Origin of the sequence: Streptomyces sp. Ag109_O5-10 (genome assembly GCF_900105755.1) — a bacterium.
GTDB lineage: Bacteria > Actinomycetota > Actinomycetes > Streptomycetales > Streptomycetaceae > Streptomyces.
Window position 1 is genome coordinate 5713684 of record NZ_FNTQ01000001.1, and the last position, 14874, is coordinate 5728557.

At 70.5% G+C, this 14874-nt stretch carries 9 protein-coding genes, 1 other RNA gene and 1 pseudogene; 8 read left to right on the top strand and 3 right to left on the bottom strand.

The window, feature by feature from the left end:
* The first annotated feature begins 241 nt into the window (after nt 1–241).
* Nucleotides 242–1099 (top strand): hypothetical protein, encoded by an 858-nt coding sequence (locus BLW82_RS44585; RefSeq protein WP_093502300.1) that lies wholly within the window; start codon nt 242–244, stop codon nt 1097–1099.
* A gap of 110 nt (nt 1100–1209) precedes the next feature.
* Here the strand turns inward: BLW82_RS44585 and BLW82_RS26145 are convergent, their stop codons facing one another.
* Nucleotides 1210–1404, bottom strand: a complete 195-nt coding sequence (locus BLW82_RS26145; RefSeq protein ID WP_089106595.1) for a hypothetical protein — start codon at nt 1402–1404, stop codon at nt 1210–1212.
* A gap of 257 nt (nt 1405–1661) precedes the next feature.
* Between BLW82_RS26145 and ftsE the strand changes: the two genes are divergently transcribed.
* The 7 genes from ftsE to BLW82_RS26180 all read left to right on the top strand — a co-directional run bounded on the left by ftsE (nt 1662) and on the right by BLW82_RS26180 (nt 11521).
* Complete coding sequence (ftsE, locus tag BLW82_RS26150) at nt 1662–2351, top strand: cell division ATP-binding protein FtsE (RefSeq protein ID WP_093502302.1); 690 nt, start codon at nt 1662–1664, stop codon at nt 2349–2351.
* A gap of 35 nt (nt 2352–2386) precedes the next feature.
* Entirely contained in the window at nt 2387–3304 is a 918-nt protein-coding gene (gene ftsX / locus BLW82_RS26155; RefSeq protein ID WP_093502304.1) for a permease-like cell division protein FtsX, read from the top strand.
* 68 nt (nt 3305–3372) lie between these two features.
* Nucleotides 3373–4542, top strand: coding sequence for a S41 family peptidase (locus BLW82_RS26160; protein WP_177233069.1), 1170 nt, complete (start codon nt 3373–3375; stop codon nt 4540–4542).
* Between the two features lie 76 nt (nt 4543–4618).
* On the top strand, nt 4619–5161 hold the full coding sequence (smpB, locus tag BLW82_RS26165; protein ID WP_093508269.1) for an SsrA-binding protein SmpB: 543 nt from the start codon (nt 4619–4621) through the stop codon (nt 5159–5161).
* 93 nt (nt 5162–5254) lie between these two features.
* Nucleotides 5255–5655, top strand: a transfer-messenger RNA (tmRNA) gene (gene ssrA, locus BLW82_RS26170).
* 348 nt (nt 5656–6003) lie between these two features.
* Nucleotides 6004–10860 carry a ricin-type beta-trefoil lectin domain protein gene (locus BLW82_RS26175; protein WP_093502308.1) on the top strand — a complete coding sequence of 1619 codons (4857 nt, stop codon included), beginning with the start codon at nt 6004–6006 and terminating at the stop codon, nt 10858–10860.
* Nucleotides 10861–10885: 25 nt separating this feature from the next.
* Nucleotides 10886–11521 (top strand): hypothetical protein, encoded by a 636-nt coding sequence (locus BLW82_RS26180; RefSeq protein WP_256215958.1) that lies wholly within the window; start codon nt 10886–10888, stop codon nt 11519–11521.
* Between the two features lie 79 nt (nt 11522–11600).
* Here the strand turns inward: BLW82_RS26180 and BLW82_RS26185 are convergent.
* Together BLW82_RS26185 and yicI are read right to left on the bottom strand one after the other, a co-directional pair.
* Nucleotides 11601–12614: pseudogene (locus BLW82_RS26185) on the bottom strand (LacI family DNA-binding transcriptional regulator).
* Nucleotides 12614–14866: an alpha-xylosidase gene (gene yicI / locus BLW82_RS26190; protein WP_093502310.1), complete on the bottom strand. Its 2253-nt coding sequence runs from the start codon at nt 14864–14866 to the stop codon at nt 12614–12616. Before yicI ends, BLW82_RS26185 begins: the two are co-directional and overlap by 1 nt.
* Nucleotides 14867–14874: the final 8 nt, after the last annotated feature.

Sequence of the window (14874 nt, forward strand, 5' to 3'; positions counted from 1 at the left end):
CTCGTATGTCTGGGGTTTACGTCACACTCACACGCTTCAACTCCCGGCATTGGGTGCGCAACTGGACATCGCGCGCGCAACGGCCTTGACGTGCCCTTGGAAAATCGGAAGGGTGAAGTGTGGCATGCGTATCTCTGGGGCGCATGTGAACCGGGGGCCTTGAATATTCGTAGCTGTCTCCGTCGAGCACCGGCCCCGAGCGCCGCCGCACTGACGATCAGCTACTGGGGGTAGCAACCATATGACGAAGAAGACGCGTCTCCGCGTCGCGCGGATAGCCGCCGGCGCAGTGATCGCAGCCGGCGCCTCTCTCACGGCCGCCGGCGCCGCTTCCGCCCTGGACATCGGCGTGAGCGTGACCGACAGCGGTGTCGGCGCGACCGTCGACACCGGCGACGACGACGGGGGCACGGGCGCACCGTGCGACATCGTCGTGGACCCGACCTGTGACGACGGGGGTACCAGCGGCACCGGCGGCACGGACACCGGCGGCACGGACACGGGTGGTACGGACACCGGTGGTACCGACACGGGTGGCACGGACACCGGTGGTACCGACACGGGCGGTACGGACACCGGTGGCACGGACACCGGCGGTACGGACACCGGCGGTACGGACACGGGTGGCACCGACACCGGCGGTACGGACACCGGTGGCGGCGACACCGGCGGTTCGACCACCGGCGGTGGTGACACCGGCGGCTCGACCACCGGCGGTTCGACGACCGGTGGTTCGACCACGGGCGGCGGCGGCACCGGCGGCTCGACCTCGGGTGGCTCGTCCACCGGCGGCTCGACCTCCGGCGGCTCGACCTCGGGTGGTTCGACCTCGGGTGGTTCGTCCACCGGTGGTTCGACCTCCGGCGGTACCGGCACCGACGGCCACTCCGGCACCTCCGCGCAGGAGGCCGGCACCTCGGCGCTCACCGACACCGGGTCCTCGAACACCGAGGCCCAGGGTGGCGGCAAGCAGCTCGCCGAGACCGGTGCCGGGCAGACGGCCTTCCTCCTGGTCGGCGCCGCCACGATGATCGCCGGCGGTATCGGCTTCCGCGTCCTGCCGCGTCTCGTGGGCGGACGCGGCGGCGCTGCCGCCTGACGGTAGTCGTCCGCTCACGGAGCGTATGCGCACCGCAACGGACGAGGGGCCCTGAGCAGCGGCTCAGGGCCCCTCGGTCGCTCTTGGGTGAGCTTCGCGTGTGAGCTTCGTTACGCGGTCTGGTGCGCCGCCAGCAGCGCCACCGCGGCGATCAGTACCGCCAGCAGCCCGATGAGTGCCATCGGGTTCAGACCGCCGAGGAAACTCTCCTGCTGAAGACGCTCGCGATTGGCACGGCACACGGGGCACCGGCCCTCGCTCACGGGCGCCGCGCAGTTCGCGCACACCAACCGGTCGTACGTCATGCGCTCGCCCTCCTAGCACCGGCCATTACCCACACAACGTTCCGCGGAACGAGAACGTTCCCCTCCCACTGTGCCAGGTTCCCCCGGAAAGGGCGCGGCCGTCCGCGGACCTCACACCGGCCCTCCTGGGTGCTCCGGAAAGACTGCCCCGGAACAAAACCGCACAAGCCTCACCCAACTGTGACCGGCGCCTGCGCTTCCTCACCCGACTCGCGTATGGTCACGCTCATCTACCCCCGGCGACCCGTGGTGCATCCGTGATCCGATTCGACAATGTCTCCAAGGTCTACCCCAAGCAGACCCACCCCGCACTCAGGGACGTCTCCCTGGAAGTGGAGAAGGGCGAGTTCGTCTTCCTCGTGGGATCCTCCGGCTCCGGAAAGTCCACCTTCCTGCGGCTGATCCTCCGCGAGGAGCGGTGCAGCCACGGCCAGGTGCACGTCCTCGGCAAGGACCTCGCCCGGCTGTCCAACTGGAAGGTGCCGCAGATGCGCCGCCAGCTCGGGACGGTCTTCCAGGACTTCCGCCTGCTGCCCAACAAGACGGTCGCCGAGAACGTGGCCTTCGCCCAGGAGGTCATCGGCAAGTCGAAGGGCGAGATCCGCAAGTCCGTGCCCCAGGTGCTCGACCTCGTCGGGCTCGGCGGCAAGGAGGACCGCAGGCCCGGCGAGCTGTCCGGCGGTGAGCAGCAGCGCGTGGCCATCGCGCGCGCCTTCGTGAACCGGCCCAAGCTGCTGATCGCGGACGAGCCCACGGGCAACCTCGACCCGCAGACCTCGGTCGGCATCATGAAGCTGCTGGACCGCATCAACCGGACCGGCACCACCGTGATCATGGCCACCCACGACCAGAACATCGTGGACCAGATGCGCAAGCGCGTCATCGAGCTGGAGAAGGGCCGCCTCGTCCGGGACCAGACCCGAGGCGTCTACGGCTACCAGCACTGACCGCGACCGTCCACGGAAAGGCATAACCCGACGCCATGCGCGCCTCGTTCGTACTGTCGGAGATCGGAGTCGGTCTCCGCCGCAATCTGACGATGACCTTCGCGGTCGTCGTCTCGGTCGCCCTGTCCCTGGCGCTCTTCGGTGGCTCGCTCCTGATGAGCGACCAGGTCAACACCATGAAGGGCTACTGGTACGACAAGGTCAACGTCTCGATCTTCCTCTGCAACAAGAGCGACGCCGAGTCCGACCCCAACTGTGCCAAGGGCGCCGTCACCGAGGACCAGAAGAAGCAGATCCAGGCCGACCTCGGCAAGATGTCGGTGGTCGAGAAGGTCACCTACGAGTCCCAGGACGAGGCGTACAAGCACTACAAGGAGCAGTTCGGCGACTCGCCGCTCGCCGACTCGCTCACGCCGGACCAGATGCAGGAGTCGTACCGGATCAAGCTCAAGGACCCGGAGAAGTACCAGGTCGTCGCGACCGCCTTCGACGGCCGTGACGGGGTCCAGTCGGTCCAGGACCAGAAGGGCATCCTCGACAACCTCTTCGGCCTGCTCAACGGCATGAACTGGGCGGCCCGCATGGTCATGGCCCTGATGCTGGTGGTCGCCCTGATGCTGATCGTCAACACGGTGCGCGTCTCCGCGTTCAGCCGTCGGCGCGAGACCGGCATCATGCGCCTGGTCGGCGCCTCCGGCTTCTACATCCAGGCCCCGTTCATCGCGGAGGCCGCCGTCGCCGGCCTGATCGGCGGCACGGTCGCCTGCGGATTCCTCGTGATCGCCCGGTACTTCATCATCGATCACGGCCTGGACCTGTCCCACAAGCTGAACTTGATCAACTTCATCGGCTGGGACGCGGTGTTGACCAAGCTCCCGCTGATCCTCGCAACGAGCCTTCTGATGCCCGCGCTTGCCGCGTTCTTCGCGCTGCGCAAGTACCTGAAGGTGTGACGCATGCCAAGAGGGCCGTACGGGCAACAGCCCGTGCGGCCCTCTTGCGTTGTCCTAGACTCACCCGCATGTCAGGCCGAGAGCTGTTCTGTCAGCCCCGCCGGGTTCGCCGGGGGGCGGCTCTGACGTTGGTGTTCGCAGGGCTCTTGGTGACCGGGGCGGCCACCGGGGCGTTCCCGGACCCCGGGCAGTCCGACCGCAAGACGCCCACCGGGGCCGCACGTCCGGCCGCCGGGCACGAGGACGTCGCGAAGGCAGCCGCCGAGGCGATGGCCGACGGCAAGTCCCCCATGGAGGCGGCGGAACGGGCCGTGAGCCGCAGCGGGGACCGGTGGGCCGCGGTCTACTCCGAGGGCGAGTACCGGGAGTTCGAGGACGCACTCGACGGCCAGTACACGGGCGTGGGGCTGTGGACCCGGCGGACGGCGGACGGGCGGATCGACGTGGCCAAGGTGCAGGCCGGGTCGCCCGCGGCCGCCGCGGGGATCAGGAAGGGCGACCGGCTGCGCAGCATCGACGGCGAGGACGTCGACGGGCGGCCCGTCACCGACGTCGTCTCGTTACTGCGCGGCGACGCCACCGATGCCCGCGCCGGTACGACCGTCACCCTCGCTCTCGAACGCGGCACGCGCGCGTGGAGCGAGACCCTGCGCAGGGCGCTGCTCTCGACGGACTCGGTGACCGTGCGCAAGCCGGCCCCCGGCATCACCGTCATCAAGGTCTCCGCCTTCACCAGGGGCTCCGGGGAGCTGGTGCGCACCGCCGTCCGGGAGGCCCCGGCCAACGGCGGGATCGTCCTCGACCTGCGCGGCAACTCCGGCGGCCTGGTCAGCGAGGCCGTCACCGCCGCCTCCGCCTTCCTCGACGGCGGCCTGGTCGCCACCTACGACGTGAACGGCGCCCAGCGCTCCCTGCACGCCGAACCCGGCGGCGACACCGTGCGACCCCTGGTCGCGCTCGTCGACGGCGGCACCATGAGCGCCGCCGAGATGCTCACCGGCGCCCTCCAGGACCGCGGCCGCGCGGTCGTCCTCGGCTCCCGCACCTTCGGCAAGGGCTCCATCCAGATGCCCACCCGCCTTCCCGACGGCTCGGTCGCCGAGCTCACCGTCGGTCACTACCGCACCCCCTCGGATCACGCCGTGGACGGCCGGGGGATCACCCCCGACCTGGAGGTGTCCTCCGGGGCGCTGGAGCGGGCGGAGACCGTGCTGAGCGGACTGGGCGACCCCTCGTAGCACCTAGTAGCCCGCTTAACCGCTTCCCTCGCACCCCCTCCGTAGTGCGAAAATGGAGGGCACTATGGCCAAGGGAATGTACGTACCGAAAGAGTCCCAGCAGAAGCAGCAGGGGACGGCCGCCAAAGCCAGGGACGGCGAGAAGGGCGGCAAGCGCAAGATCGTCGCGCAGAACAAGAAGGCGCGGCACGACTACGCGATCATCGACACCTACGAGGCCGGCCTCGTCCTGTCCGGCACCGAGGTGAAGTCGCTGCGGCAGGGCCGGGCCTCGCTGGTCGACGGCTTCGTGCAGATCGACGGGAACGAGGCGTGGCTGCACAACGCCCACATCCCGGAGTACAGCCAGGGCACCTGGACCAACCACTCGGTGCGCCGCAAGCGCAAGCTGCTGCTGCACCGGGAGGAGATCGACAAGCTGGAGGCCAAGGCCCAGGAGACCGGTCACACGATCGTGCCCCTCGCCCTGTACTTCAGGGACGGCCGGGCCAAGGCGGAGATCGCCCTCGCGCGAGGCAAGAAGGAGTACGACAAGCGGCAGACCCTGCGCGAGCAGCAGGACCGCCGGGAGGCGGGGCGCGCCATCGCGGCGGCGAAGCGGCGCCAGCGGGAGGCCTAGGCCCGCGGGAATGTAGTGGCATCGGCGTGCGTTGTTCACGTACGATGGCACCAACACCGGGGGAAGCCGGTGTGAAGATTGAAAAATCAACATGGGGATGATCGGTTTCGACAGCGGATGTCGAGGCAGGGGAAGCGTGTCGAGAAAGCGGCCATGATCTCGTAAACCACAGGCCGAAAAAAATAATCGCCACTTCCAAGCGCGATTCCTCCCAGCAGGCCTTCGCCCTCGCTGCCTGATCTCAGGTAGCGACAGCGAGCCTCCTATACAGGGAGTGTCAGCCCGGGGCTGTTCCCGACCCGGATCCTGGCATCAGCTAGGGGACTAAACCTTGATCCCGGTCACGGGGTGAAGAGGGAAATCTAACAGTGACTGAGCCCGTCGGCGACTTGTTCGCGTGATCGCCGGGGCTGAGAAAATCACAGCGAACTGCACACGGAGAAGCCCTGGTTCCGCACCGTTGGACGCGGGTTCGATTCCCGCCATCTCCACAATCTCCATGTTGCGAGGGCCCGGTGGTCACAGACCACCGGGCCCTCGTCGTGTTCGCGGGGCCACAGGGGGACGCAGCGCGGTCGTGTGAAGATGATTGATCCGGCTGGTCAAAAACCATTCACAAATATCGCACAGACTTACTAAGGTCTGATGCGTGTGCTGAGCCGAGCTGACCACTCCGCTTCCGCGCGCGTCCATCAGCGACCGGGGGAACATCGTCGCCATGGGGAGGGGCCGGCGGCTCTGACCGTCGCCACGGGCACACGTCACCTCTTCCAGCGGGGCCCCCGCCTGCCCTCTTCATGGAAAAACGGGGTGCTCCTTTGCGTTCCAGACCCGGCCTTGTCATGCCCCCTACGCGGAAAACGGGCCGTCTCAGCCGACTCGTCCCCTCCGTCCTCGCGCTCGCCGTACTCGCCACGGTCGCCGGCCGACCGGACCTCACCCCTCACCGGGCGCCCGATTTCAGCCCGGTGGCTGACAGCTACGACGGCTTCGACGCCAAGGCCGCCGAGCAACTCCGCCAGGACCAGTGCCTGATGGCCGAGGTGCTGCGCACGGGCGGCACCGCGATGTTCAGCACCGCGCAGGACGGGCTCGACCAGACCCCCGACAAGCTGCACACCGCGGCGAACCGCGAGTACTGGAACACCACCCCGCTGTCGACGGCGTACGACAAGGACAAGGACGCCGCCGACAAGGCCGGCGACGCCCTCAACGCGTACGTCGACGTCTGGGAGAAGCCGCTCGACGGCCTGAGCACCCCGGCCGGGTTCACCGAGACCGGATTCCACTGGCCACCGGGGACCACCGGCACGGGCCCGGGCTTCTTCGAGCAGACCGGCCTGGGCCAGTGGATCGCGGCCCAGTTCTGGAAGGCCGAGGACGACTTCTACAAGGACCCGACCCCGAAGGCCGACGGCGCCACGGTGAAGGCGGTCAAGGACCTCGGCACCCCGCTCTACGGCGGTGACCCGGACCCCTCGCTCCCCGCCCCGCAGTGGCAGCAGGCCTACGCAGAACACCAGGCGTGGGACGGCCTGGTGAACTCCTCCCTGTCTCCGACAGGCACCGACGACGCCCGTGTCTTCCTCTCCTCCGGTGGTTTCCCCCGCACCGCGCCCGAGCCGGGCAGCGTCGAGTACCGCATCGCCGTGGAGGACCTGAAGTCACGGTTCGCCTCCTGCGACTGGCTCAGCCCCGTCGACCCGAACCGGGTCCTCGGCAGGGAGGTCGCGGACGCGTCCGCCGAGTGGCAGCGGGAGATCGCCGCCCAGGCCGGCCAGCGCGACCGGATCCTCAACGCGAACCGCGACGCCACCAAGGCGCTCGCCACCGGCTCCAAGGCGCTGGGCGAACTGCTCGGCCAGTCCTGGATCGCCGACCGCCTCGCCCGCTGGCAGGACTACTGGTCGGCCGGCGGCCCCGGCTGGATCGGCGACAGCCCGATGATCGTGCACGCGCACGGGGCCGCCGACAAGTGCCTCGAAGTGGGCGGCGGCAAGAAGGACAACGGCACGCCGGTGCAGATCTACACCTGCAACGGCTCGGCCGGGCAGAAGTGGACGATCAGCGGCGACGCGCTCGTCAACGTCAACTCCGGCAAGTGCCTGGAGGTGAAGGGCGGCGGCACCGCGAACGGGACCGTCGTGCAGATCTCGACCTGCAACGGCAAGAGCGCGGCCCAGAAGTGGGAGTACGGCACCCACGGGACCAGCCGCCTGTACAACCCGGGCACCGGCAACTGCCTGGACCTCGCGACCTACGACAACGGCCGTGACGCGCGGATGTGGGACTGCAAGGGCACCGACCCGCAGAAGTTCGACTTCGCCCCCTCCGGCCACAACGGCACCGACAAGCTGGGCTACCCGGCCAAGGCCCAGTTCGACAAGGCGAAGAAGGGCGTCACCGACGCCCAGACCGCGGCCAAGACCCAGCTCGACCTCCTCAAGGCGCAGGTGACCGCGGCGAAGAAGGCCGCCACCGACACGGACACCGCCACCCAGGCCGCCTACACGATCGCCGACCAGGCGGGCGCCCCGCGCGGCCGGGGCCTGCTCGTCGGACAGCAGAAGGCCCAGGTCACCAAGGCGTCGGCGGCCGCGCTCGACGCCCTGTCCAAGGCCGGCGACACCGCCTACGCGGCGACCAAGGCGTCCGCCGGGGACAGCGCGACCATCGCCGCCCGCGCGGTGACCCAGGCGGCCCAGTCGAAGGCCGCGTTCCGTACGGCCGCCGCACAGGAGGCCAACGCACAGGCGAAGGCCGCCGCCGACGCGGCCGCCGTACAGGCGCGGACCGCCAAGGCCGCGCGGGACACCGCGAAGGCGAAGCTCGGCGAGACCCAGCAGGCGGAGGCCGACGCGAAGGCGGCCGCCGCCACCGCGCACGCGAAGCGGCTCTCGGCCGAGGCCGAGGAGCAGACGGCGAAGGCGGAGAAGGAGACCGCCGCGGCCAAGCAGGCCGAGGCCGCGCAGCACAAGACGAACGCCGAGGGGTACGCGAAGACCGCCGCCGACGCCAAGGACCGGGCGGACACCGCCGAGTCCACCGCCCGCGCCAAGCGTCAGGACGCGGAGGCCGCACGGGACCGGGCCAAGGGCAAGTCGGACGACGCGTGGGACGCGCAGAGCAAGGCGAACGCGGCCCGCGCGAAGGCCGACGCCAAGGACGCCTACGCCGACGCGCACGACTCGGACGACGCCGCGACCGACTCACGGGCGGCGGCCGACCAGGCGGACCAGGCGGCCGACGACGCGGAGACGGCGGCGACGTCGGCCCGTGCCGAAGCCGACGCGGCGAGCCAGGCCGCGGCCGACGCCGACGCCGCGGCGACCCGTGCCGAGGCGGCGGCCAAGCGGGCCCGTTCCGACGCGGACGACGCCCAGGCCGCCAAGCTGAAGGCGGACGCGGCGGTGCGCACCGCGACCAGCGCGGCGGCGGACGCCATCAAGGCCTCCCAGGCCTCGGCCGACGCGGCCCGTACCGCGGTCAAGCTGGCCGACGAGGCGGAGCAGCACGCGGCCGACTCGAAGAAGCAGGCCGACGCGGCCCAGGCCGAGGCCGTCAAGGCGGTCGCCGGCGCGGCCGACGCGGTCGGTCACGCGTACACCACCGCGCAGGCGGCCGAGGACGCCGGAGCCTCCGCGCAGCAGGTCGCCGCACCGGCCAACGACGCGATCCAGCTCGGCTCGCCCTACGTGGACACCGACTCCGCGGCGGGACTCGCCGTCCTGACGGGCCAGTCGTCGAAGACGATCGCCCAGCAGCAGCAGGCCGTCGCCGAGGCGCACGCCGCCAACGCGCAGAAGAACGCCGCACAGGCGCAGAGCCTCGCCGACTCGGCGACCGGCGACGCGAAGGCCGCGTACACGATCGCCGCCGAGGCGGCCGGTCACGCCGCCGACGCCCGCAGGTCCTCGAAGGAGGCGCTGGGTTACGCGTCCGAAGCGGCGCAGTACGCGGCGGACGCGCAGAAGTCACTGGCGCGCACCATCGAGTACGACCAGCAGGCCACCGCCGACGCGGCGGCCGCCGACCAGGCGGCCGGCAACGCCGAGGGCTACGCCAAGGACGCCCGTGCCTCCGCCGACCAGGCCGCCCTCGACGCGGACGCGGCCCGCACGGCGGCCGCCGAGGCCGAGCAGTCCGCGAAGGACGCCCGCGCCGCGGCCGACCGCGCCGACGCCGAGGCCACCGCGGCCGAGGAGGCGGCCAAGGACGCCCAGAAGTACGCCGAGTCGGCACAGCAGGCGGCCGACCAGGCGGCGGCCGCCGACGCGAACAAGCAGGTCCAGACCGGCGCGGGGACCGGAACCGGGGTCGGCGGCGTGTTCTCCGTCATCGACGACATCAAGCAGCAGGGCGACCCGCAGCGGCTGCCGGACGACTGCTCCCACCTGCCCTGCGACCTGGTCTTCGAAGTGCATTTCGACGCGGTCGTCAGCTACTACTACTGCGAGAACCCCGACGTCCCGGCGACCGAGGCGGGCTGCCCCGCCGAGGACACGTACTTCCTCACCACCAAGACGTTCAAGGGCCTGAAGAAGAACGTCAAGATCTCCTCCTGGGAGGCGACCAAGGACCTGTGGACGGGCCTCTACCATTCGATCATCGACGACTTCACCGGATGCTGGCACAAGGTCACCGGCACCGGTGACGGCAGCTACGGCGACTGCGCCTGGGCCGCCACCTGGCTTCCGCTGGGCGGCCCGATCGGAAAGATCACCGATGCGATCCGCGCCGTCGACACCGCCCTGCGCACCGGCATCGGCATCGACGACGCCCTGAAGGCGCTGCGCGCACTGGACGTCGACGCCCGCACGCTCTCCGAGATCGAGCACAACGCACAGGTCTACGAGGAACTGCGCACGGCGTGCCCGACGAACAGCTTCCCCGGCGGCACCGAAGTGGTCCTCGCCGACGGCAGCCGCAAGGCCATCCGCGACGTGCGATTCGGCGACCTGCTGCTGGCCACCGACCCCGCCACCGGGCGTACCGTGGGCGAGCCGGTCACCGACACGTTCTCGCATCCGGCCCGGGAGCTGTTGACCATCACCCTGACGGGCGGCGGTCGCCTCACGAGCACACCGGGGCACCGGTTCTACGTCGACGGCCGTGGCTGGACCCTGGCGTCCGACCTGCGCGCCGACGACAGCCTGCGGGCCCCCAACGGGACCCGTCGCGCAGTGACCGCGGTGCTCGACCGGAACGACGCGGCGCCGGTGACCGTGTTCGACCTGACGGTGTCCGGCCTGCACACCTTCTACGTCGTGGCCGGCGCCGACCCGGTTCTCGTCCACAACTGCAACAACCTCGTTGCCGACGCGCGGGAGTTCAGCGGGCTGGCGCACACCCTCGACGAACACACGGCCGGTACGGCAGCCGGGTTCGTCACCTCCCAGCAGAGAGCGATCGACCTCGCTGTCAGCAAGGGTGGCCCCAACGGCGTGTTCAAGGACCTCGCGACGGCCCAGGCGGTCGTGGACGACGCCCTGGCCGGCAAGGCGGCGGAGATCCAGAAGTGGCTCCGCGGCAGCGCGCGGGAGAAGCCGCTGACCGGTACCTTCGGGTCGGGCTCCCTCGGCTACGTGGCCAAGGCGGATCGTAGTATCGCCCCCGCCGGGAACACGTACAAGATCGTGCTCAAGAGAGCGAAAGGACACAAGAACGGCTTCTATGTGTTCACGGCGTTTCCGGTCTAGTTCCCGATCCAGGAGGTGACGACACGTGCACCGGACAGACGAGTTCGACTTCGGCCTGACATGGCTGATGAGCCAGTTCCACGAGGACTGGTCGCACAACGGGCCCACGGCGCGCGCGGCGGCCGAGTACCACCTGTGGGACGAGCTGGCCCCGGGCGCCGTTCTCGCGGTCCGGCACGACGCGCGGTTGCTGCTGCGCCTTCCCTCGACAACGATCGAGGCGCTGTGGCTGGCCGGGACGGCGACCAGGCCGGCCTTCTTCTCCGGAGGGCCCACCGGTGTCACGTCGGGGGCCCAGTGGATGGAGACGCTCATCGCGCTCTGCGACGCCTGGCTGGCCAGGAACACGGCGGACGGCGTCGGCCCGCCCGACGTGCCGGGCACGACCGGTGGTGAGGAACTGGCGGACGCGGTGCTCGCCGAGATCGCAGCCGCCCGGTTCGTGCCGGACGAGGTCAGGCGCGACCTGGCCGAGTGCCTCCGGCACTGCACACCTGACCTGGCCTTCCGGCTGCTGCTGCGGGCGATGGCGGAATCCGGTACCGGACACGGCGCGGCGGTCTCGCCGGAGCACTACGCACGGCTCGAGGAACTGGGCTCGGCCCTTCACTACGGCGAGTACGTGGTGGACGCCGTCAAGTTCATGGTCGATCAGGGCTAGCCGGCGTATTCGGTGACGCGGAGGACGGCGTTCCGTTCCGGGGTGGTTCCCGGAACGGAACGCCGTTTCGCGTGTGCCGTCAGAGAGCCTCGCGCGGTGCCGTGCTCGCCCGCTCCGTCAGGCGGGGCGCGAGCAGGGTCGCCTCCGGCACCTCCCCGTCGCCGCCCAGCTTCCGCATCAGCAACTCCGCCGCCCGCTCGACGAGTTCCGTGGCCGGCAGGGCCACCGAGGTCACCGGGACGCGCAGGCCCGCCGCCAGTTCGTCCGGGCAGATCGCGGTGATCGACAGGTCGGTGGGGACGCGGAGGCCGAGGTGTTCGAAGGCGTCGACCAGGGGCTCCAGGGCCGCCTCGTTGTGGACGACGACTCCCGTCAACGCCGGCTGCTCGCGCAGCAGTTGCTCGGCGACCCGGCGAGCCCCGGCCGGGGTGGCCTCGCAGGGGTGGAGGGAGGACGCCATCGCGTTGCGGTCGGCGGCGGCCGTGAAACCCTGGACCACCCGCTGGGCGAACGCGGTCTCCCGGACGTACACCTCCGGCGGCGAGCCGACCAGCGCGACCACCCGGTGCCCGAGGCCCGCAGCCGCTCCACGCACAACTCACCGGCCGCCCTGAAGTCCAGGTCGACGCAGGTCAGACCGGTCGCGTCAGCAGGAAAGCCGATCAGCACCGACGGCCGTTCCAGCGCGCGCAGCAGCGGCAGCCGCGGGTCGTGCAGCTGCACGTCCATCACGATCAGGGCGTCCACCAGCGCCGTGTCGGCGACCCGGTGCAGCCCCTCCTCGCCCTCCTCCTGGGTGAGGAGCAGCACGTCGTGGTCGTACCGGCGGGCCGTGGTCACCACCGACACCGCGAACTGCATCACCACCGGCACGTGGATCCCGGTGCGTAAGGGGATCACCAGGGCGAGGACGTTGGAGCGGCTGCTGGCCAGGGCGCGGGCGCCGGCGTGCGGGGCGGTAGCCGAGTTCGCGGATGGACGCCTGGATGCGGCGCCGGGTCTCCTCCGAGATCGGACGCTTGCCGCTGAGCGCGTAGGACACGGTGCTGGGGGAGACCCCGGCGTGCCGGGCCACGTCCGTGATCTTCACCATCAGCCCAGCTCCAGCGAGAGAAACCCGGTACCGGCCGACGCCCGCGCCGTCCGCTCCCCGGCCGCCAGGCTCCAGTCCGAAACCGGCTCACTGCACGAGGCCCGCAGGGTGTTCCCCTCGCGTACGACGGTGAAGGTGACGTCCCCGACCGGGACCGTGACCTGTGCGCCGCGCTCCAGGCCGTACGCCCGCAGGGTCACCCCGTCGGCGTGGTCGTAGTCGGGGCGGTCGGCCACCGCGCCGACCGGGATCACCGCGCCCGGACGGACCAGGAGGGGGACGCTGAGGAAGTCGTGGCGCTCGCGGACCCAGCCGGGGCCGGTGACCGTCCGGCCGGTCAGGAGATGGGTCCAGGTGCCGCGCGGACAGTAATATGTCACATACCCCTCGTCGTCGAAGACGGGCGCCACCAGCAGATCCGCCCCCAGCATGTACTGCCGCTCCAGATGCGCACACCCCGGATCGTCCGGGAACTCCAGCACCATGGCCCGCATCACCGGCACCCCCTCCGCTGAGGCGGTGCGCGCGGCCTCGTACAGGTAGGGCATCAGGCTCAGCTTCAGCCGCGTGAAGTGCCGCAGCACGTCCACCGACTCCTCGTCGAACAGCCATGGCACCCGGTACGACGACGACCCGTGCAGCCTGCTGTGCGAGGACAGCAGCCCGAAGGCCAGCCACCGCTTGAACAGCGCGGGTGTCGGGGTGCCCTCGAAGCCGCCGATGTCGTGGCTCCAGAACCCGAAGCCGGACAGGCCCAGCGAGAGGCCGCCGCGCAGCGACTCGGCCATCGACTCGTAGGTCGCCTCGCAGTCCCCGCCCCAGTGCACGGGGAACTTCTGGCTCCCGGTCGTCGCCGACCGCGCGAACACGACCGCCTCGCCCTCCCCCCGGTGCTTGCGCAGCACCTCGAAGACGGTCCGGTTGTAGAGATAGGTGTAGTAGTTGTGCATCCGCTCGGGGTCCGAGCCGTCGGACCAGGCCACGTCCACCGGGACGCGCTCCCCGAAGTCGGTCTTGAAGCAGTCGACACCCTGCGCCAGCAGGGCCTCCAGCTTGCCCGCGTACCAGTCACGCGCCGCCGGCGACGTGAAGTCCACCAGCGCCATCCCCGGCTGCCACAGGTCCCACTGCCACACACTCCCGTCCGGTCGCCGCAGCAGGTGCCCCAGCTCCTTCCCCTCGGCGAACAGCGGCGACCGCTGCGCGATGTACGGGTTGATCCAGACGGACACCCGCAGTCCGCGTTCGTGCAGCCGCCCCAGCATCCCCTCCGGGTCCGGGAACACCCGCGGATCCCAGCGGAAGTCGCACCAGTTGAACTCCCGCATCCAGAAGCAGTCGAAGTGGAAGACGGACAGCGGCAGTCCGCGCTCCCGCATGCCGTCGATGAAGGACGTGACCGTCTTCTCGTCGTACGAGGTGGTGAAGGACGTGGACAGCCACAGGCCGAACGACCAGGCGGGCGGCAGCGCCGGGCGGCCGGTCAGGGCCGTGTACGTGCGCAGGATGTCCTTGGGGGTCGGGCCGTGGATGACGTAGTACGTCAACTGCTGTGACTCCGCGCTGAACTGGACCCGCGACACCGCCTCCGAGCCGACCTCGAACGACACCTTCCCCGGGTGGTCGACGAAGACGCCGTAGCCCGCGTCCGTGAGGTAGAAGGGGGCGTTCTTGTAGGCCTGTTCGGTGGCGGTGCCGCCGTCGGCGTTCCAGATGTCGACGACCTGGCCGTTCCTGACCAGCGGGCCGAAGCGTTCGCCGAGGCCGTAGACCGCGGTGCCCACCCCCAGGTTCAGCTGCTCGCGCAGGTAGTGGGCGCCGGTGGCGGCGTCCCGCATGATGCCCATGCCCTTGGGGCCGCTGGAGGTGAGGGTGCGGCCGCCGGCGCGGAAGTCCAGCCGCCAGGGGGCGGTCCGGCTCAGCCGCAGGGTCAGCGCGCCGGAGGTCAGGGTCGCGTACTCGTCGTCGTACGCCACCTGCGACGCGACGTCGCCCTTCTGGAGCTCGAACTGGGGTCCGTGTGGCCGCTCGCCCTCGAAGTGGGTGAAGGTGACGCCGACGACGTCGGGCATCGGGGCGTGCGCGCTGATCGTCAGGAGCGGTCCCCTCAGCAGGTCGCCGCGGTGGCGGATGGGCTGGGTCGGGGCGTGGATCTCCAGAGCGCCGTCGGTGGCGGTGACGTCGAGGACCTCGACCGGGTGGGCCGCGGTGACGCCCTCGCGCAGCAGCCAGTAGCCGTCGGTGAACTTCACGCACGAAC